We start from the raw sequence: 19,241 nt of genomic DNA, 5'->3' as shown, positions 1-19,241 counted from the left end.
GAACCTCACGGTCGAGGTGGCCTACCTGCGGGAGCGCCCGGCTTTCGAGCGGCCCTACGGCTGGGCCTGGGCCGCCCAGCTGGTCGCGTCGGTGACGGAGGGGGTGGCGGGGTTGGGCTCGGACGCCATGGAGCGGGCGGAGGAGCACGGGGACAACTCCCAGCCGGGGACCGCGGGCGGGGCGGGGGAGGGCTCCGCCGGCGCGCGGCATACCCCCTGGTCGTCCTGGGCCGACGCACTGGCGCCGCTGGGGGAGGTCCTGGCCGAGCACGTGCTGGGGTGGTTGCCGCGGCAGACGTACCCGGTGCGGCACGGGAAGCACCAGAACGACGCCTTCGCGCTGTGGCTGCTCGTCGACGCCTTCGAGCGGCTGGGGCGGGACGACGTCGTGGCCGCGTGCCGGGAGAAGGCGCTCACGTGGTTCGGGGAGGACGCGGGTGCGCCGACCGCGTGGGAGCCCGGGGGCACCGACTTCCTCAGCCCCGCGCTGACCGAGGCCGGGCTCATGACGCGGGTGCTCGAGCCGGGAGCGCTCGCGGCGTGGCTGGACGGGTTCCTGCCCGGGCTCGGCGAGGGGCGGCACGAGCACCTGCTGGAGGTGCCGGAGGTGGGCGACCCGACGAACGGGCAGTACGCCCACCTGCTCGGGCTCGCGCTCAGCCGGGCCTGGCAGCTGAGGGTGCTGGCGGGGCGGGTCGAGGTTGACGGAGTGGCCGGGCGGTTGCGGGCGGCGGCCGACGCGCAGGAGGCGGCGGTGCTGCGGCAGATCACCGACGGGGACTTCATGGCGACCCACTGGCTCGTGTCGTTCGCGCTGCTGGCCCGCGGGGTGCTGGAGGAGCGGTGGGCCGGGGCCGGGTCTCGTGGCGTCCCGCCCTCGCCCCGACAGGACGGCCGCGTCGCGCCGCGCCGGCAGGACGGCCGTGTCACGCCGCGCCGGCAGGGCGGCCGTGGCGCGTCCTCGCGCCGGCAGGACGGGGGGGTTCGCCGTGAGGGGGCGCGCGTGGTCCGTGCGACAACGCCTGCTGGCCCTCATCGTCGCGGTGATGACGGTGGGCCTGCTGGTGACCGGGCTGGTGAACTACGCGCTGGGCTACCGCTCCCTCGTGGAGCGGGTGGACGCCGAGCTGCTGCAGGAGCAGTCCGAGCTGCTGCTGCTCGCGCAATCGGGGCCGGACGGTGACGGGCAGCCCTACCGGGACGCCGACCAGCTTTTCCTGACCTTCCTGCAGACCGCGGTGGCAGGGGAGGACGAGGCGCTGCTGGCGGTGGTCGACGGGCAGGTCGTCCTCTACTCCGGCGGCGAGCGGCCGTTCGACGTGCGGCACCCGGACATCCGGGAGGCGGTCGAGGAGCTGGCCGTGGAGGAGGGGCGGGCCCGGATGACGACGCTGAGCTCGCAGGACACCTCGCTGCGGATGCTCGTCAGCGACGTCCAGCTGCCGGGGGAGACGCGTGAGGCCACGTTCGTCGTCGTCATCGACCTGGGGCGGCAGAGCACGCAGGTCACCCGGCAGGCGCTGACGTACGCCGGGCTGTCGCTGGCCGTGCTCTCGGTCGCGGCGCTGCTGGCGCACCTGTCGCTGGGACGGCTGCTGCGGCCGCTGCGCGACCTGCAGCAGGCGACCGCCGAGACCACCACCGAGGACCTGAGCCGGAGGGTGGAGGTGGAGTCGGCCGACACGGAGGTGGCCGAGCTGGCGGTGCGCTACAACGACATGCTCGACCGGATCGAGGCCGGCGTGCGGGAGCAGCGGCAGTTCCTGGACGACGCGGCCCACGAGCTGCGGACCCCGCTGACGATCGTCCGGGGCAACGCCGAGCTGCTCGACACGCGGGACGCCGAGGACGTGGCGGCCTCGCGGCGGTTGATCCTCGAGGAGGTCGACCGGATGCAGCGGCTCGTGGACGACCTGCTCATGCTCGCGCGCTCGCAGCGGCCGGACTTCCTGCGGCCGGCAGGGACCGACGTGACCCAGCTGGCGGTGGAGGCCATGGACCGGATCACGGCGCTCGGGCCCCGGGCCTGGCGGCTGGACGTCGGGGCCGAGGGGGTCGTGGAGCTGGACCGCCAGCGTGTGCTCCAGGCGCTGGTCCAGCTGGCGGCGAACGCGGTGAAGTTCAGCGGGGAGGGGTCGACCGTCGAGCTGTCCACGGCGTGGGCGCCGGCGGGGTCGGGCCTGGGCCGTCTGGCCGAGGAGCTCGGTGCCCGCCCGGCCCCGCGCTACCTGGTGCTGGGGGTGAGCGACCGGGGGATCGGCATACCGCGGGAGAGCCGGGAGCGGGTGTTCGACCGGTTCACCCGCGCCGAGAACGCCGCCCAGACCGAGGGGTCCGGTCTCGGCCTGCCGATCGTGCGGGTGATCGCGGAGGCGCACGGCGGCGCGGTCGGGGTGGAGTCCGAGGAGGGCGTCGGGTCGACGTTCCGGATCTTCCTGCCCGACTTGGGGAGGCCGGAGGAGGGTGGCCTTGAGGGGGATGGCCGCCAGGCGGAGCACCGGGACGGGGTGCCTCAGGGTGTGGTCAGCGACTGACGGGGCTGGACGGCTCTGGTTCGTGGGTGCGGACCGGGTCAGCGACGGATGAGCGTGGGCGGGTCGTCGAGGTGCGCGTGGACCGGGTTAGCCGGGATGGCACGCCGACCCGGGTCAGCGGTGGGCGAAGGGGGTCGTGGGGTGCGCGGCGGCCGGATCGTGGCCCGGCTCGCTGTCGGGGATGTCCGGGAAGGCCGCCCCCATGGCCAGCAGACCCACCCCGCTGGTCACCAGTGCGTAGGTGCAGGCGGTGAGCAGGGGCTGAAGGAGCTCGGAGGCTGCGGTCCGGTCGACGAGGGCAGATCCGGCGGCCAGGAGGACGAGGCCGACCATCAGGCAGACGACGCCAACGCGCACGAGGTTGAGTGAACGCATCGGAGGACCATAACCCCGCTCCCAGGCTTTCCCAAGTCTGTTGTCCACAGGGATGTGGCGGACCCGCATCGTCGCTGTTCAGGGGGGCTGTCTGGGGATCGTCGACGGCTGTCGCAGCGCGCTGGCGTGGTGCTGTCGGGGGGCGTCGCAGCGTGCTGGCGTGGTGTTGTCGGGGGGCGTCGCAGCGTGCTGGCGTGGTGCTGTCGGGGGGCGTCGCAGCGTGCTGGCGTGGTGCTGTCGGGATTGGCCGGTCGTCCTCCAGCGCCGGCCCTGGGGTGTCCTCCAGCACTGGGCCCGTGGTCTCGTCCGGTGTCCGCCTGGGGGTGTCGTCCGGTTTGCACATCTGCCGATCGCGTTTTCGCAGGTCGCGCTTTTAGCAATCTGTGCAAAGTGGACGAGACCCTGCCCAGGGTGCTCGCCGGTGAACGATGCGACGGCTATGAGATGCAGTGATGCCGACGCTCAGGAGGCGGGCCTGACCCGTGGGACGGTCCTCGCGGCGTCCTTGATGTAGCGGTCGATGAGCTCAGGCTTCGTCAGATCCTCGTTCCCCACGCGGACCACGCCATACCCCAGACGCCGGATGCGGTCCTCCCGGTGCTTCTCGGCGACGACGGCGTCAGCGTCACCCGTTCCGTCGGCCCGGACGTACTTCACCCGCCCGTCGAACTCCACGACTACCCCCAGCTCGGGCAGGTAGAAGTCGACCCGCGCGAAGACCCGGCCGTCCTCGCAGATGGCGTGCTGCGCCACGACCGTGTACCCGAGCTCGAGGAGGATGAGCCGCAGCCAGGACTCGGGCGACGACTCGGCCAACCCGTCCGACCTCTCCAGCGCCTCACGGGCGTGCGGGATGCCGGGGACGAAGCGCATCCGGCCGAGCCAGTCCTGCAGCTGGGGGACGGTCGCCAGGCCACGGTGACGGACGGCGTCCATGATGCTGACCGCGATGCTCGGGCGGGTGAGGAGTGCGCTCTGGATGGCGGCGACGGCCGGATGGACCACCGGCACGGTCGGTGCCTCGCACCGGGAGGGTCCGGCGACGGCATGGGCCCGGTCAGACGTGGGGTCAGGCAGGACGATCCCGAAGGCGTTCGAGGACCGGACGACCTGTGCCGCGACGACGGCGCCCTCGCCCGGGCAGCAGTGCACCGTGAACTCGCGGTGCAGACGGGTCGTTCCCTTCCGCGTCCGGTGGCAGACATGCATGCGTTCCATCGCCGAGGTCGTCACCGGCAGACCCCACATCACCGCCGCACTGGTGTGGCTGGCCGCGAGGTCCTCGGGGCGGGTGCGCAGCAGGACGGTGGTCCTGAGGACGTGCCGCGCCTCGAATCGCACAGCCAGCATCGCCGACCTCGTGACGTAACCCCCGCGGACCACCCGGACCAGCTCTCCGGTGTGCACCGCCGCGCGGATCTTCTCGGTCCTGATCCCCACCGACCTGGCCTCCCGCGCGGTGACGATCTGGTCGTGCTCGGCCAGGTAGCTCTCCAGGTCCCCATCCATGCCGCAGCACGATGACGCATCGGGGCCTCCCGCCGCTGCCGCACCGCGCCAGCCTGTGGACGACACGACCGCCGCACAATGATGATCGCCCGATCTGCTCAAGTGTCAGCCGTCGGGCCTGTCAGCCGTCGGGCCAGGGGTCTCATCCACTTTGGACGAATCCCACCCGCGTTTGCCCAGGTCATCTCGTCCGGCCTGCGGGCAAAGTGGATGACACCTTCGTTATCGGCCGACCCCCCGCTCGCCGTCGTGGCCCTTCCCGCCCCCGACTACCCTGACCGGATGCATCACATCCTGATCGCGGAGGACGAGGAGGGCATCGCCCGCGTCATCGATCGCGGTCTGCGGGGGGCCGGCTACCGGACGACCGTCGTGAGCGACGGGTTGGCCACGCTCGAGGTTGTCGCCGAGGGCAACGTCGACCTCGTCGTCCTCGACGTCGGGCTGCCGCGGATGGACGGGTTCACCGTGCTCAGGATGCTGCGCACGATGGAGGACCCGGTCCCGATCATCATGTGCACGGCCCGCGACTCGGTCGAGGACACGGTCTCCGGACTGGAGAACGGCGCGGACGACTACCTGGCCAAACCTTTCCGCGTGGAGGAGCTGCTGGCCCGGGTCAAGGTCCGGCTTCGGCAGAAGACTCACGTCAGCACCGACGCCCAGCAGGTCATAGCCGGAGGCGTGGTCCTGGACCTCGTCGCCCACACGGCCGAGGTCGACGGGACGCCGGTCGACCTGTCCGCCCGGGAGTTCACCCTGGCGCGCGAGCTGATGGAGCACGCCGGCCAGGCCCTCAGCCGCGACCAGCTCCTCGACCGGGTCTGGGGGTACGAGGTGACGGGCAGCTCCAACGTCGTCGACGTCTACATCCGCTACCTGCGCACCAAGCTGGGTGCCGACCGGATCACCACCGTGCGCGGGATCGGCTACCGCTTCGAATCCTGACGAGGCCGCACCTCGGCACCGCTCGCCTCCCACGTCCAGCGACCAGCCACCGTGATCGCACGGTCGACTCTCACCTCCAGCGACCAGCCAGCGTGATCGGCCGCTTGCCCCACCTGCATCCACCCGCCAGCGTGATCGGGCGCTCGACCCCCACCTGCAGCGACCAGGCAGCGTGGTCGCGCGGTCGCGGCCGCAACCCTTTCGCGGCGCTCGGCCAGGACCTGCTGGCGGACGCATGAGAGCACTCTCACCGGGACGTCATCCTGTGCTCATCCCCCGGTAGTTGACTCGTTCCACAGCCGTCATCCCGACGGCTGGGACGAGGAGGACGACCATGAGCAGGGACACCGTGCCACCGCCGGTCGCCCATCCCACGTCCGGTCCCGCCCAGGATGCCGCACCGGCCCCGGTCGCCCATCCCGCGTCCGGTCCCGTCCGGCACGCCGTGGCCGAGCCGGTCCGGGTGGTCTTCTACTCCCACGACTCCCAGGGCCTGGGCCACTTCCGGCGCAACCGGGCGCTGGCCCATGCGCTCGCGGGCGGACTGCCCGGACTCACCGGTCGGCAGGTCACCGGCCTGCTCGTCAACGGCGTGGCCGGCACATCGGGCGCCTCGGTCCCCGACGGTTTCGACGTCGTCACGCTCCCAGCGGTCGGCAAGAGCGGCACCGGCTACGGACCGCGCAACCTCGGCATCGGGATGGCCGCCGTCACCGGGCTGCGCAGCGAGATCGTCCGCGCCACCCTCAACGCCTTCGCGCCGGACCTCGTCGTCGTCGACCGGCACGCGCTGGGCGTCGACGGCGAGCTGGCCCCCGCCCTCGCCGAGCTGCGCGCCACCCGAGCCGGCGCCCGCACCGTCCTGGGTCTGCGCGAGGTCCTCGACGACCCGTCGGCCGTCGCGGCCGAGTGGTCGCGCACCCCCGCGTCCGTCGTGCGGGAGCTCTTCGACGAGATCTGGGTGTATGGCGATCCTCGCGTCCACGACCTCCGCACCACCGGGGAGCTCCCCGAGGCGCTCCACGACCTGGCCCGCTACCAGGGCTACCTGTCCCACGGCCGCGCCGAGGACCCCGACGACCTGCACCCCGAACGGCCCTACCTCATCACCACGGCCGGCGGCGGCGGGAGCGACGGGGTGGCGCTGTGCCTGGCCGCCGCGGCCGCACCGGTCCCCGCCGGCCACCGCCACGTCGTGGTCACCGGGCCGCAGATGGCCGACGCCGACCACCGCAGCGTAGAGCTGGCGGCCGGGCCCCGCACCAGGGTCGTCCGCTCGGTGCCCGACGCCGGCGGCCTGATCCGTCAAGCCGTCGCCGCCGTCTCGATGGCCGGGTACAACACCGTCGCCGAGTCGATGGCCACCGACGTCCCCGCGCTGCTCGTGCCCCGCGAGTGGCCCCGCCGGGAGCAGCTGATCCGCGCCGAGGGGCTGGCCGAGGCGGGTGCCGCCGACGTGCTGCGCCAGCGCGACCTGTCCCCCGCCCGCATCGGCGACTGGTGGGCCGGTGCCGTCGACCGTCGGGTCGACCGAAGCCACCTCGACCTCGCCGGCCTGTCCGCCGTGGTGCGGTCCACGGTCCGGCTGACCTGCGACGGGGCGGCGACCTCCACCGCCACCTCCGCCCGGGTCGACCACCTGGCCGACGCGACCGCATACCCGATCCCTGCCGCCCGATCCGAGGAGCTGCGCCATGCAGGCTGAACCGACCACCCTCGCACCCGTGACCGCCCCCGCGGCACCCCCGCGGCGCACGGCCTACGTGCTCAAGGTCTACCCCCGGTTCTCCGAGACCTTCGTCGTCACCGAGATCCTGGCCCGCGAGGCGGCGGGGGAGGAGCTGGCGATCTACGCGCTGCGGCCCACGAGCGACGCGCGCTTCCACCCACAGCTGGCGCAGGTCCGCGCGCCGGTGACCCACCTGCCGCGGCCGCACAAGCTGGCCACCGAGTGGGAGGTCCTCGCGCGGGCGCAGGCCGAGCTGCCCGGGTTCGGCGAGCGGTTCGGGGCCCTCATGCCGCTGCTCGTGCGGCTCGACCCCTCGGTCGTCACCCAGGGCGTCGACCTCGCGCTGCGGCTGCGGGCCGACGGGATCACGCACGTGCACGTGCACTTCGCGTCGATGGCCTCGTGGGCGACCGCGATCGCCGCGGCGCTGACCAGCATCCCCTACACCGTGACCACGCACGCCAAGGACCTCTTCCACGACAGCGTCGACCGGGTCGTGCTGCGCGAGGTGCTGCGACGGGCGAGCCGGGTGGTGGCGATCAGCGACTACAACCGGCGCTTCCTCCTCGCGCTCGACCCGACGCTGGCCGACACGGTCGTGCTGGTGCGCAACGGGCTGGAGCTGTCGAGGTTCGGCTACCGGGACCCGCAGATGCCGCGGAACCGGCTTCGGGTGCTGGCCGTGGGGCGGCTGGTGGAGAAGAAGGGGTTCACCCACCTCGTCGAGGCCGCGCGGCTGCTGGCGGGGGGTGGCCACGCCGGGGACGGGCCAGCCGGGGACAGGCCAGCCGGGGACGGGCCAGCCGGGGACGGGCCAGCCGGGGACGGGTCGGCGGCGGCAACGCCCGGCTCTGACCGGACCCCCGACCGCACCCCCGGGCGACTGTCGCTCGAGGTCCGGATCGTCGGCGACGGCGAGCTCGGGCCGGACCTCGCCGCCCAGGTCGAGGCCGCCGGGCTGGGCGGGACCGTCACCCTCCTCGGGCCGCGCAGCCAGGCCGAGCTCGTCGAGGAGCTCGCCGCGGCCGACGTCCTCGTGGCGCCCTGCATCGTCGGCGCGGACGGCAACGCGGACGGCCTGCCCACCGTGCTCCTCGAGGCGATGGCCAGCGGCGTCCCGTGCATCGCGACCGACGTGACCGGCATCTCGGAGGCGGTCCATCCCGGCGGCGAGCACGGCCCGGCGACCGGCATCCTCCTGGGCGCCGACCCGTCCGACCTCGCGGAGCGGCTCGCCGGTGGGCTCGCCGAGGTCGCGGACCCGACGTGGCCCCGGGTGGAGGTGGCCCGGGCCGCCCGGGCGCTGGTGGAGGCGGAGTTCGACACCGCCCGCCAGAGCCGTCGCCTGGCTGCGCTAGAGGGTATGCCGCGCGCCGGCTCCGGTGACGGTGAAGCCTTCGGCGTCGCCGCAGAGGACCCCGCACGGGCCGCCACCTCCGAAGCGTCCGCCGGGGACGGCACCGACGAGGAGCCGACGGGTGCCGTCCCGACGATGGCCGGTGCGCGATGAGCCTCACCGTCGCCTACGTCTGCGCCGACCCCGGCATCCCGGTCTTCGGGACCAAGGGGGCGAGCGTGCACATCCAGGAGCTCGTCCGGGCGTGGCGGGCACGGGGCGCCTCCGTCGAGGTGTACGCCGTACGCCGCGGTGACGACGTCCCCGCCGACCTGGCCGACCTGCCGGTGCACGTCGTGCCGGTCGCCAAGGTCCCCCGGGAGGGTTCGTCGCGCGACCAGGTCGTCGAACGCGAGTCGGCCCAGCAGAAGGCCGCCGCGCAGATCGCCCGGATGGTCCTCGAGCGGGGGCCCGACGTCGTGCACGAGCGGTACTCCTTGTTCTCGACCGTCCTGGTCGACGTGCGGGCCGGTCTGGCGGCGCGCGGTGCCGAGGTGGCCACGGTCCTGGAGGTCAACGCCCCGCTGATCGACGAGCAGCGCACCCACCGGGTCCTGGTCGACGAGACGGGTTCCCGCCGTGCGCTGGCCGACCAGCTGGCCGCCGCCGACGTCGTGGCCTGCGTCTCCGAACCCGTCGCCGACTGGGTGCGGGGCCAGATGGTCGAGCGTCTAGCGGTCCGTGACGACCACCGTGCACAGCAGTCGTGTCACATCGGTCGCCAGGACGACCACGGTGACACGACAGCGATGCACGGCGGTGGTGCTGAACCGGCGGACGCCTCTGTCCCCGCACCCGTGGACGCCTGTCCAGGGTGGGATTGGACGCAGGAGGGTCCGGTGGTCGTGGTCACGCCCAACGGCGTCAACACCGACCGGATCCGCCCGACCACCCCCGACCTGTCGGACGATCCTGTCGTCGTGTTCGTCGGCACCCTCAAGCCGTGGCACGGGGTCGAGGACCTGCTCCGCGCAGCGGCCCTGGCCCACCGGCCCTGGCGGCTGCGGATCGTCGGCGACGGGCCGCAGCGCCAGGTCGTCGAGGAGCTCGCCGCCACCTGCGGCCGGCCGGTCGAGCTCATGGGAGCCGTGGCGCCGGAGCAGGTCCCGGCCACCCTGGAGGGGGCTCTCGTGGCGGTCGCGCCCTACCCGGAGTCGGGAGACCACTACTTCTCGCCGCTCAAGGTCTACGAGTACGCCGCGGCCGCACTGCCCGTCGTCGCCTCCCGCATCGGCCAGATCCCTGCGGTGGTGCAGGACGGGCGCACCGGCGTCCTCGTCTCGCCGTCCGACCCCGCGGCCCTGGCGGCCGCGATCGACGCCCTCGTCGCGGACCCCGCCCGGGCGCAGCAGATGGGCCGGGCCGGCCGCGAGGCCATGGTGGCCTCCCACTCCTGGCACGCGGTCCTCGAGGCGACGCTCGCCCCGCTCGCCGGGTCGCCCACCGACCCTCGCCCGGTTCCCGTCCCGTCCACGGGCGCGCCCGGTGGCGCGACCGCATACCCCGTCCTCGCCGGAGGTGCCCGTGGCCTCGCGTGACACCGTCGACCCGTCCGCGCTGCGGCGCACCCTGGGCCTGCTGCGCCCGCACCTGCCCGGGCAGCGGCTGCTGCTCGCCGGGGGCGGCGGGCTGCTGCTGCTCGAGGTCGGCTTCCGCATCCTCGAGCCGTGGCCCACCAAGCTGGTCGTCGACGCGGTGACCCGCAGCCTGGGCGCCGACCTGGGCGAGGCCGGCCCGACCGCGGGCGTGCAGCTCCTGCTCGCCTGTGCGCTCGCGACGGTCTCGATCATCGGCCTGCGAGCGGTGTGCAACTTCGGCGCGACCGTGGCGTTCGCGCTGGGCGGGTCGCGGATCGCGACGGCGCTGCGCGCTCAGGCGTTCGACCACGTGCAGTCGCTCAGCCGCAGCTTCCACGGGACTGCGCGGTCCGGCGACACCGTCCAGCGGCTCGTGGCCGACGTCGGCCGGCTGCAGGAGGTCGCCGTCTCGGCGGGAATGCCGCTGCTCGTCAACGTCATCACGCTCGTCGCGATGCTGGGCGTCATCACCTGGCTCGACCCGGTCATCGCCCTCGTCGTGCTCGTGGCCGTGCTGCTGTTCGCGCTGTCCTCGCCGCGCAGCAGCAGCCGGATCACGCAGGCCTCGCGCAAGACCCGCCGCAGCGAGGGGGACCTGGCCAACATCGCCCAGGAGACGCTCTCCGGGATGACGCACGTGCACGCGTACGGGATGGAGGACGACCGCGCGCAGCACTTCCGGGGGTCCAACTCGCGCGCGCTCAAGGACGGCGTGCAGGCCAAGCGGCTGGCGGCCGGGCTCGAGCGGCGCACCGACGTCCTGGTGGGCGTCGCGACGGCGGCCGTGCTGTTCATCGGCGGGCTGCGCGTCGTCCAGGGCGCGATGACCCCCGGCGACCTGGTCATCGTGCTGACCTACCTCAAGACGGCGATGAAGCCGCTGCGGGACATGGCCAAGTACACCGGCCGCATCGCCCGCGCGACCGCCTCCGGCGAGCGGGTCGCCGACCTGCTCGACGTCGTCCCGGACATCACCTCCCCGGCCGAGCCGACCCCGCTGCCGCGCACCGTCCGCGGTGAGCTGGAGTGGCGCGACGTCGACCTGTCCTTCGTGCCCGAGGTTCCCGTGCTGCGGGGCTTCTCCCTCCACGTCCCCGCAGGTCAGCAGGTCGCGCTCGTCGGTCCGTCCGGCTCCGGCAAGTCGACGCTCGTCGCCCTCGCGCTCCGCCTCGTCGACCCCGACCGGGGCAGCGTGCGGCTCGACGGCATCGACCTGCGGCGCCTCGACGTCACCGGGCTGCGGGCGCAGACCGCGCTCGTGCAGCAGGACGCGGTGCTGTTCACCGGAACGGTCGAGGACAACATCCGCCACGGCCGCCCCGGGGCGAGCGACGTCGAGGTCGCGCGCGCCGCGCGGCTGGCGGGGGTGGACGAGTTCACCGACGCCCTCCCGGAGGGTATGCAGTCGCTCGTCACCGAGCGCGGCGGCAGCCTCTCGGGCGGTCAGCGGCAGCGGATCTCGCTGGCCCGCGCGTTCCTGCGGGACGCGCCGGTGCTGCTGCTGGACGAGCCGACGACCGGGCTGGACCCCGAGAACGTCGAGCTGGTCAGCCGGGCCATCGAGGAGCTGTCCCGCGGCCGGACCTGCCTGGTCGTCACGCACGACGCCCAGACCGCCCGCCGGGCCGACCGGGTCGTCGTGGTCGAGGGCGGCCGGGTGACCTGGGACGGGTCGCCGCAGGACGCGCCGCTGGAGCGGGTGCTCGAGGAGGAGACGACCGCTGCCGGTCCGCACGATCAGCACGCCCTGCGGAGCGTCTCGTGAGCCTGGCGGACGCGGGGCTGTCCCTGCTGCTGGACCCGGACCGCCTGACCGCCCTCGTGGGCCGGCCGGTCCGTGCCACCCACCTGCGGCCCAAGCCAGGCGTCAGCACGACGGCGGCCCTGGTCGACGGGGAGGGACGGCCCTGGGGCTGGATCCGCACGCTGACCGGCGACGCCCGGGCCAAGGCGGACAAGGCCCGGGCGGTGGCCGAGGAGGTCGGGCTGGCCGACCGCCTGGGTGAGGCCGAGCTCACCGGTCGCGACACCGTGGTCCAGTGGGGTCCGGTCGCGACCGACCTGCGGCTGGCCCGGGAGCTGGTGGGCGTGGCGGCCGCGATGGGAGAGGTCCGGGGCGGGGTGGGACCGAGCGAGCCGCCGGGGTCCCGCGGCAGCAGGCCGCCCGTGGTCCTGCCGGTGCCCGGGGTCCACGGGAGCGCCGAGGACCTGGTCGGGCGGTCCACGATCCTTCGCTACAACCCGCTGCGCCGTCTCGTCCTGCGCCACGACGACCTCGTGCTGAGGGTGACGGCGGACCGGCACCGTCGTCGCCTGGAACGCACGACCCGCCCGCTCGTCGCGGAGGGGATCCCTTTGGTCGGCCCCTGGCGCTCCCCGGCCGACCCGGTGAGCGACGGCCCTCCGCACACGGCCTCCTCGTCCCAAACCGCTCCCACCCGGCCGCCTCCTCCCGCACCTCCGTGTGGCCCTGGGTCCCCGGAAAGGATGCCTCCGGGAGCACCGACCCCGACGTCCTGCGGGCGGTGGGTGAGGCCCTCGGCCGGCTGCACCGGGCGGACCCGGCCGGCACGTCGGACCGGCCCGACCTGCCGCGGCGGGGTTGGTCCGAGCTGCGCGCCGCCGCCGCCGACTCGGTCGCGCTGCTGGAGCAGGTCGCCCCTGGGGCAGCCTCCGCCGCGGCCCGTGCCCTGGCGCTGCTGCCCGAGGAGAACCCGGGTCCGCACGTCCCCCTCGTCCTGGTCCACGGCGACTTCTCGCTCGACCAGTGCCTCGTCCTGGTGGGTCGGCACGCCACCGACGAGCCGCCCATCGGTCACCGCCCCACCCACCGGCCAGCTGTCCGGCTCACCGACCTGGACCGGGCGGCGCTGTCGGTCCCCGTCCTCGACCACGCCGTGCTCCTGGCCACCGCGCTCGCAGATGACGACCCGGTGCTGGCCGTTCCGGAGGCGCTGGCGGCGCTCGCCGACGGGTACGCCACGACGACCGGGGCCCCCCTCGTCGTCCCCGGACCCTGGGTCGCGGCGGCCCTGCTCGCCCGCGTGGCCGAGCCCTGGCGCGCCCAGCGCCCCGGCTGGCACGCCGAGACCGCCCGCCGCAGCCTCCTGGCCGCACGGCTCGTCCCCGAGCAGGACGCCTGGCCGCGCGCGACGCGGGCCCCGGCCCCTTCCGACGCGGGGAGTCCTGTCGCCAGCCCCGCCACGGTTCTCACCACCTCGACGCCCGTCGACGCCGCACCCTCGACGCCCGTCGAGCCCGCAGCTGCGGGCCGGGGTGCCGACGCACGGCACCGGATCGGCGTCGACCGCGCCTGGCCGGGCCGGGTCCGGAACGGGTTCCGCGAGACCACCGTGGAGGGCCGGGACCACCTCGGCCGGGTGCGGGCCGGGACCGTGGGGCGCGACGGCATACCTCGGTTCCTCCTGCCGCCCGCGGAGGACCCCCGCCTGCCCGCGCTCGCCCGCGTCGCCGACGGCGAGGTCGTCGTGCACCGGGCCGGGCGGCGCGCGGTGGTGCGCACGGGGGAGGGGTACGTCAAGGTGCTCCGCCCCGGTCGCGCCCCCGCGGTCGCCGAGGCCGGGCGGGTCGGTGCCGGGTTCGCGCGGGCCGCCGGGCTGGCCGCGCCGGCCGTCCTGGCAGCCGACGACGACACGGTGACCTTCGCGCGGTTGCCGGGCCGGTCGGTGCACGAGCTGTCCGGCTCCCCGCAGTGGACGCAGGTATGGCGCGACTGGGCGCGGGCGTGGACGCGTCTGCAGGAGCTGGACGGGCTGGTCGCCGACCTCCCTCGGCACACGGCGGCGGACGAGGCCGAGGTCGTGCTGACCTGGGTCGACCGCGCGCAGGAGGCGGGTCTGCTGGGCGGCCGGTGGGTCGAGCGGGGCCGGTGGGTCGCCGACCGGCTGCGATCGGCAGGACCCCCCCCAGGCTCGTGCCCACCCACCGGGACCTGCACGACAAGCAGCTGCTGTGGGACGGACCGGCGCGCGGCGGTCCACGGCTGGGTGTGCTCGACCTGGACACCGTCTGCCTGGCCGACCCGGTCCTGGACCCGGTCAACCTGGCCGTGCACGCCGACCTGCGCCGGGCGCAGGGGCTCTGGGCGCCGGCGTCGTCGGAGGTCGTCGTCGGAGCCGTCGGTGAGGTCCTGGGAGAGCTCGGCCACGACGGGGTCGCAGCCAGCCGGAGGGCCGAGCTGGCGACCGTGGTGCGGCTGGTGTGCGTGTACGCGTTCCGGCCGCGGTGGCGCGGCACCGTCGACCGGTGGGCCGAGGAGCGGTGGGCCCGGGCGCTCGATGAGACCTTTCTCATCGACGTCTCACCCCCCTCTCCTGCGGACCGTGCATCCTGGGTGTCATGAAGGTCCTCGCGTCGGCGCTCGCGCTGCTGCTCGTCGGTCTGACGGGGGTGTGGCTGTGGTACGACGCCACGGCCGAGGCGGGTCAGGACCGGGCCGGCGTGGTCATCACCGGTGCCGTCGACCCGGCCACCGCCCGCGAGCTGGCGGAGGCGGCCGGGCTGGACGGCCCGCCCGTCGCCCCGGAGGTCGACGGTGCGAGCACCGCGGGCGGGGCTGACGGCGCCGTCCGGCGTGACCCGGCCCGGGCCGACCGCGCGGTCGACGTGCTCACGGACGCCTCCGCCGAGCTGCGCGAGCGGTGGCAGGAGACGGTCGAGGCCGCCGAGCGGGCGGCCCAGGAGGAGGCCGACGCAGCGCAGGAGCGGGAGGAGGCCGAGCGGGAGGCCGAGGAGCGCGCCGCCGAGGAACGGCGGGAGGCCGAGGAGCGTGCCGCCGAGGAGGAGCGTCGCGCCGCCGAGCAGCCAGCGCCCATCCCCGTCCAGCCCGCGCCCGTGGCTCCCGGCGCGGACGAGGACGACTGGGACGACGACGACGACGACGACGATGATGACGACGACGACGACGATGACGACGACGACTGACGCCCGCCCCCTCCTCCACGGCTGATCCCCTGCTCGCCCGGTTACCGTGACCCGGTGACCACCCCCGACCGCCGCACGCTCCTGACGGAGACCGTGCTCGTCCTCGGTGTCAGCCTGGGCGCCTCGGCGGTCTGGTCGCTGCTGTCGCTGGTGCGCAAGCTCACCGCCGAGGTTCCGCTGTCGGCGCAGACCACGTCGATGAACACCAGCCGCGCCCCCGACCGGCCCTGGCTGGACCTGGCCTACCAGCTGGCCGAGATCACCCTGGCCCTGGTCCCCGTGCTCCTGGCGCTGCACCTGCTGGCGCGCGACCGCGGCCCGGACGTCGCGGTGGGCCACGGCCCGGGCGACGCGGTGGGCCACGGCCCGGGCGACGCGGTGGGCCACGGCCCGGGCGACGCGCGCGACCGCGGCCCGGGCGGCACCCCCGTCTCCCCCTCCCGCCTCATGGGCCTGGACCTGGCCCGGCCGGCCCGGGACCTGCTGCACGGGACCGCCCTGGCCGCCGCGATCGGCATACCCGGTCTTGGTCTGTATCTCGGGGCGCGGGCGCTCGACCTCAGCACGACGATCGCGCCCGCCAACCTCCCGTCCGTGTGGTGGGCGGTGCCGGTGCTGATCCTGGCGTCGGTGCAGAACGCGCTGCTGGAGGAGGTCGTCATGGTCGGCTACCTCTTCCGCCGGTGGTCGCAGGCCGGCTGGTCGACGGCGGCGATCATCGTGACCTCGGCGCTGGTCCGCGGGGCCTACCACGCCTACCAGGGCTTCGGCGGGTTCGTGGGCAACGTGGCGATGGGGCTGCTGCTCGGCTGGGTGTACACGCGCACCCGCCGGGTCATGCCCCTCGTCGTGGCGCACACCCTCCTCGACGTCGTGGCCTTCGTGGGGTATGCCGTGCTCGCCGACCGCGTCGGGTGGCTGTGACGGGCCTCGCCGCTAGGGTGGGCGTATGACCAACGTCGCAGTCGTGCACCGACCGACCCGCCGAGTCCCGCTGGGAGGCCATGAGCGGGGAGGACGTGGTGGGCCACCTGTCCTACGACACGATCGGCAACACCGTCGACCTGCACCACACGGTCGTGGACCCGGCCCACCGCAACAAGGGTGTCGCCGCCGCGCTCGTCGAGGAGGCCGTGCGGGAGATCCGGGCCGAGAAGATGAGCGTGCGGCCGACCTGCTCCTACGTGCGGGCCTGGATGGACCAGCACCCCGAGCACCAGGACCTGCTCGAGCCGAGCCTGCTGCCCGAGGACCAGGACGTGGCGGCCGACGAGGACTCGTCCGGGGACCAGCGTAAGGCGGGCGAGGGCGCGTCCGGCGGGCGCTCCCCGTCCGACCCGGCGCCGTGAGCGACGGGCCGGTCCAGCAGGTGCCGATCCGGGACGGGTCGATCCGTCTCGGACAGCTGCTCAAGCTGGGCAACCTTGTCCAGGACGGGGCGATGGCGCGGATGGTCGTGGAGAACGGCGAGGTCACCGTGGACGGTGAGACCGTGATGCGTCGCGGGACCCAGATCCGCCCGGGCCAGGTCGTCGAGTACGCCGGCCAGGCGATCACCCCCACCCACGGGTGAGCGGGCGGCGGGTCCGGCGGCATACCCGCGGCACCCCCTCCGCGCGTTCGCACCCTCCGGAGGCACCTGCGATCATCGGGTGATGCACACCCCTCCTGTCGCACTGACCATCGCAGGGTCGGAGGCCACCGGCGGCGCCGGCGCCCAGGTCGACCTCAAGACCTTCCAGCAGCACGGCGTCTTCGGCTGCATGGCCCTGACCTGCATCGTCTCCTTCGACCCGCAGGACGACTGGAACCACCGGTTCGTCCCGGTCGAGCCTCAGGTCATCGCCGACCAGCTGGAGGTCATCACGACCGCCTACCCCCCGGAGCAGCTGCGCGTGGCCAAGATCGGCATGCTCGGCACGCCCGCCACCATCGGCACGGTCGCCGAGGCCCTGCAGCAGCGGCGGTTCGACCACGTCGTCCTCGACCCGGTGCTCATCTGCAAGGGGCAGGAGCCGGGCGCCGCGCTCGACACGGACGAGGCGCTCAAGGCCCAGGTCCTGCCGCTGGCCACGTTCGTCACCCCCAACCACTTCGAGACCCTGTCCCTGTCCGGCATGGAGTCGATCGAGACCGTGGAGGAGCTCACCGAGGCGGCGCGCCGGATCCACGAGGGCTCCGGCGCGGTGGTGCTGGCCAAGGGCGGGGTGCACCTGCCGGGCGACGACGCGGTCGACGTCTACGTCGACGCCGAGCGGGTCGAGGTCCTGTCCGCGCCCAAGCTGGGCGACGGCGCGCAGGTCGCCGGGGCGGGCTGCACGCTCGCCGCCGCCGTGGCCGCCCGCCTCGCGCTCGGCGACGAGCCCTTCGGCGCCGCGAGGGCCGCCAAGGAGTTCGTCACCCGGGGGATCGAGGCGCGGCTGACGAGCGCGGCGCCCTTCGACGTGGTCTGGCAGGGCGCCTGAGGTGACCCTCTCGCCGAGCGGTGCGAACGCCGTCGTGACCGGGCACCCCGGTCGCGCGTGGTCGATCATGCTGGTCGGCGGGGTCCTCGGCTGGATCTCCGGTCAGTCCTGGAGCGTGGAGCGGGGTTTCGGGGAGTTCTTCTCCCTGCTCATGGCGTTCGGCACGCTCGCGGTCATCGCCGCCCCGGCCCAGCTCATCGCCGGCCGGGCGGCGCGGCCGGTCTGGATGGCGGTCGTGGGGGCGGTGGGGATCACCGTGCCGTGGTTCTTCGACCTGGCCATCGAGCTGGGCGGCGACGGCGTGTGGCTGCCGACCCTGTTCGTGCTCGTCGTCGGGTTCACCGTCACCTACGTGGTGGCCACGCTGACCCGGGTCGCGATGTTCCGGTTCGAGGACCTGTAGGTCAGGTCCGCACCGGGGCCTCCCGATCGCCCCGGACCCGGCCCGGCCACGGCCCGGACCCGATCCGGACCCGGTCCAGACCCGGCCCGGGGACCCCGCCGGGCACCCCCTGGCCGCCGGTCGCTCTGTTCCTCACCCCCGGCTGCGCAACCACTCCCCGGCGATGCCGATCAACCGGTCGTTGGCCTCCCTCTCCCCGACCGAGCAGCGCACGCCCTCGCCGGCGAACGGGCGCACCGTCAGCGCCCGGGCCTGGCATGCCTGGGCGAAGGGCACCGCGTCCTCGCCCAGCGGCAGCCAGACGAAGTTGCCCTGCGCCGCAGGCACGTCCCAGCCCTGCTCGGTCAGCGCGGCGTGCACCCGCTCCCGCTCGGCGACGAGCTCCTCGACCCGCACCATCAGCTCGTCGCGCGCCCGCAGCGAGGCGATCGCGGCCTGCTGGGCCAGGTCGGTGACCCCGAACGGCGTGGCCGCCTTGCGCAGGGCGGTGGCCACGTCCTCCTGCGCCACGGCATACCCCACCCGCAGACCCGCGAGCCCGTAGGCCTTGGAGAAGGTGCGCAGCACGACCACGTTGGGGTGCTCGCGGTAGAACGCCAGCGCGTCCGGGACCGTCTCGTCGGTGGTGAACTCCAGGTAGGCCTCGTCGATCACGACCACGACGTCCCGGGGCACCTTCGCCACGAACGCCCGCAGCTCCTCCTCGGTGACGGCCGGACCGGTCGGGTTGTTGGGCGTGCAGACCAGGACCAGCCGGGTCCGCTCGGTGACCGCCGCGGCCATGGCGTCGAGGTCGTGCCGGGCCTCGGCCGTCAACGGCACCTGCACCGAGCTGGCGCCGGAGAGGGCCACGACGATCGGGTAGGCCTCGAACGAGCGCCACGCGTAGACGACCTCGTCGCCGGGCTCGCAGGTGATCTGGACCAGCTGGGCCAGCACCGCCACGCTGCCGGTGCCGGTCGCCAGGTGCTCCGCCGGCACCCCCAGGTGCTCCGAGAGCGCCCGCGTGAGCTCCACGACGCCCATGTCGGGGTAGCGGTTGATGCTCCGCGCCGCGTCGGCCACGGCCTGCACCACCGAGGGCAGCGGCGGGAACGGGTTCTCGTTGGAGGAGATCTTTGTAGGCCGTCATCCCCTCCACCGGCGCCGGCGGGCGGCCGGGGGAGTAGGCGGGCACCTTCGCCAGGGCCTCGCGCAGGCGGACGGGGACGGGCCGGTCGGCGGACTGCTCGGACGTCATGGCCGCAGCCTAGTGAGCCGGACCGACGGAGGGGACGGGACCCGGACGACGGAGGGAACGGAACCCCGACCGACGGAGGGCGGGACCCCGGACGGACGACTGGGGCCGAGGCCCCGCCGCT

The 19,241-nt window shown here is 74.4% G+C and carries 17 protein-coding genes; 14 read left to right on the top strand and 3 right to left on the bottom strand.

From position 1 onward, the window contains the following. Positions 1 to 16: 16 nt before the first annotated feature. Together ACQ95T_RS17450 and ACQ95T_RS17445 are read left to right on the top strand one after the other, a co-directional pair. A complete protein-coding gene (locus ACQ95T_RS17450; RefSeq protein ID WP_431473174.1) occupies positions 17 to 1,183 on the top strand; it encodes a DUF2891 family protein in 1,167 nt (388 codons plus the stop codon). Between the two features lie 199 nt (positions 1,184 to 1,382). Continuing rightward, complete coding sequence (locus ACQ95T_RS17445; protein ID WP_431473852.1) at positions 1,383 to 2,534, top strand: sensor histidine kinase; 1,152 nt, start codon at positions 1,383 to 1,385, stop codon at positions 2,532 to 2,534. 114 nt (positions 2,535 to 2,648) lie between these two features. Here ACQ95T_RS17445 and ACQ95T_RS17440 read toward each other — a convergent pair whose 3' ends face one another. Both ACQ95T_RS17440 and ACQ95T_RS17435 read right to left on the bottom strand, forming a co-directional pair. Continuing rightward, positions 2,649 to 2,909, bottom strand: a complete 261-nt coding sequence (locus ACQ95T_RS17440) for a hypothetical protein (RefSeq protein WP_425942145.1) — start codon at positions 2,907 to 2,909, stop codon at positions 2,649 to 2,651. Positions 2,910 to 3,371: 462 nt separating this feature from the next. After that, a complete protein-coding gene (locus ACQ95T_RS17435; protein ID WP_425942143.1) occupies positions 3,372 to 4,418 on the bottom strand; it encodes a hypothetical protein in 1,047 nt (348 codons plus the stop codon). 282 nt (positions 4,419 to 4,700) lie between these two features. Between ACQ95T_RS17435 and ACQ95T_RS17430 the strand changes: the two genes are divergently transcribed. From ACQ95T_RS17430 to ACQ95T_RS17375, 12 genes are all read left to right on the top strand, one after another. Then, positions 4,701 to 5,366: a response regulator transcription factor gene (locus ACQ95T_RS17430; protein WP_425942141.1), complete on the top strand. Its 666-nt coding sequence runs from the start codon at positions 4,701 to 4,703 to the stop codon at positions 5,364 to 5,366. A 334-nt stretch (positions 5,367 to 5,700) separates the two neighbouring features. Continuing rightward, on the top strand, positions 5,701 to 7,071 hold the full coding sequence (locus ACQ95T_RS17425) for a glycosyltransferase family protein (protein WP_431473173.1): 1,371 nt from the start codon (positions 5,701 to 5,703) through the stop codon (positions 7,069 to 7,071). Beyond that, positions 7,061 to 8,605: a glycosyltransferase gene (locus tag ACQ95T_RS17420; RefSeq protein WP_425942137.1), complete on the top strand. Its 1,545-nt coding sequence runs from the start codon at positions 7,061 to 7,063 to the stop codon at positions 8,603 to 8,605. Before ACQ95T_RS17425 ends, ACQ95T_RS17420 begins: the two co-directional genes overlap by 11 nt. Beyond that, positions 8,602 to 10,029, top strand: a complete 1,428-nt coding sequence (locus ACQ95T_RS17415) for a glycosyltransferase family 4 protein (RefSeq protein ID WP_425942135.1) — start codon at positions 8,602 to 8,604, stop codon at positions 10,027 to 10,029. The genes ACQ95T_RS17420 and ACQ95T_RS17415 overlap by 4 nt, the downstream gene beginning before the upstream one ends. Then, positions 10,016 to 11,833 carry an ABC transporter ATP-binding protein gene (locus tag ACQ95T_RS17410; RefSeq protein WP_425942133.1) on the top strand — a complete coding sequence of 606 codons (1,818 nt, stop codon included), beginning with the start codon at positions 10,016 to 10,018 and terminating at the stop codon, positions 11,831 to 11,833. The genes ACQ95T_RS17415 and ACQ95T_RS17410 overlap by 14 nt, the downstream gene beginning before the upstream one ends. A gap of 2,169 nt (positions 11,834 to 14,002) precedes the next feature. Continuing rightward, positions 14,003 to 14,431, top strand: a complete 429-nt coding sequence (locus ACQ95T_RS17405) for a hypothetical protein (protein ID WP_431473172.1) — start codon at positions 14,003 to 14,005, stop codon at positions 14,429 to 14,431. Next, on the top strand, positions 14,428 to 15,012 hold the full coding sequence (locus tag ACQ95T_RS17400; RefSeq protein ID WP_425942129.1) for a hypothetical protein: 585 nt from the start codon (positions 14,428 to 14,430) through the stop codon (positions 15,010 to 15,012). Before ACQ95T_RS17405 ends, ACQ95T_RS17400 begins: the two co-directional genes overlap by 4 nt. A 54-nt stretch (positions 15,013 to 15,066) precedes the next feature. Continuing rightward, entirely contained in the window at positions 15,067 to 15,936 is an 870-nt protein-coding gene (locus ACQ95T_RS17395) for a CPBP family intramembrane glutamic endopeptidase (RefSeq protein WP_425942127.1), read from the top strand. 80 nt (positions 15,937 to 16,016) lie between these two features. Further along, positions 16,017 to 16,361: a GNAT family N-acetyltransferase gene (locus ACQ95T_RS17390; protein ID WP_431473171.1), complete on the top strand. Its 345-nt coding sequence runs from the start codon at positions 16,017 to 16,019 to the stop codon at positions 16,359 to 16,361. Beyond that, entirely contained in the window at positions 16,358 to 16,585 is a 228-nt protein-coding gene (locus ACQ95T_RS17385) for an RNA-binding S4 domain-containing protein (RefSeq protein WP_425942123.1), read from the top strand. The genes ACQ95T_RS17390 and ACQ95T_RS17385 overlap by 4 nt, the downstream gene beginning before the upstream one ends. Positions 16,586 to 16,667: 82 nt before the next feature. Further along, positions 16,668 to 17,477, top strand: coding sequence for a bifunctional hydroxymethylpyrimidine kinase/phosphomethylpyrimidine kinase (locus tag ACQ95T_RS17380; protein ID WP_425942121.1), 810 nt, complete (start codon positions 16,668 to 16,670; stop codon positions 17,475 to 17,477). Position 17,478: 1 nt separating this feature from the next. Beyond that, positions 17,479 to 17,880 carry a hypothetical protein gene (locus ACQ95T_RS17375; RefSeq protein ID WP_425942119.1) on the top strand — a complete coding sequence of 134 codons (402 nt, stop codon included), beginning with the start codon at positions 17,479 to 17,481 and terminating at the stop codon, positions 17,878 to 17,880. A gap of 132 nt (positions 17,881 to 18,012) precedes the next feature. On the opposite strand, the gene ACQ95T_RS17370 is transcribed toward ACQ95T_RS17375, so the two are convergent. Then, positions 18,013 to 18,945: a histidinol-phosphate transaminase gene (locus tag ACQ95T_RS17370; RefSeq protein WP_431473170.1), complete on the bottom strand. Its 933-nt coding sequence runs from the start codon at positions 18,943 to 18,945 to the stop codon at positions 18,013 to 18,015. Positions 18,946 to 19,241: the final 296 nt, after the last annotated feature.

Origin of the sequence: Ornithinimicrobium carbonis (assembly GCF_050703245.1) — a bacterium.
In the GTDB taxonomy this organism is placed as follows: Bacteria; Actinomycetota; Actinomycetes; order Actinomycetales; family Dermatophilaceae; genus Ornithinicoccus.
The sequence above is the reverse complement of the archived record's forward strand: the minus strand, read 5'-3'. Positions and strand labels throughout refer to the sequence as shown.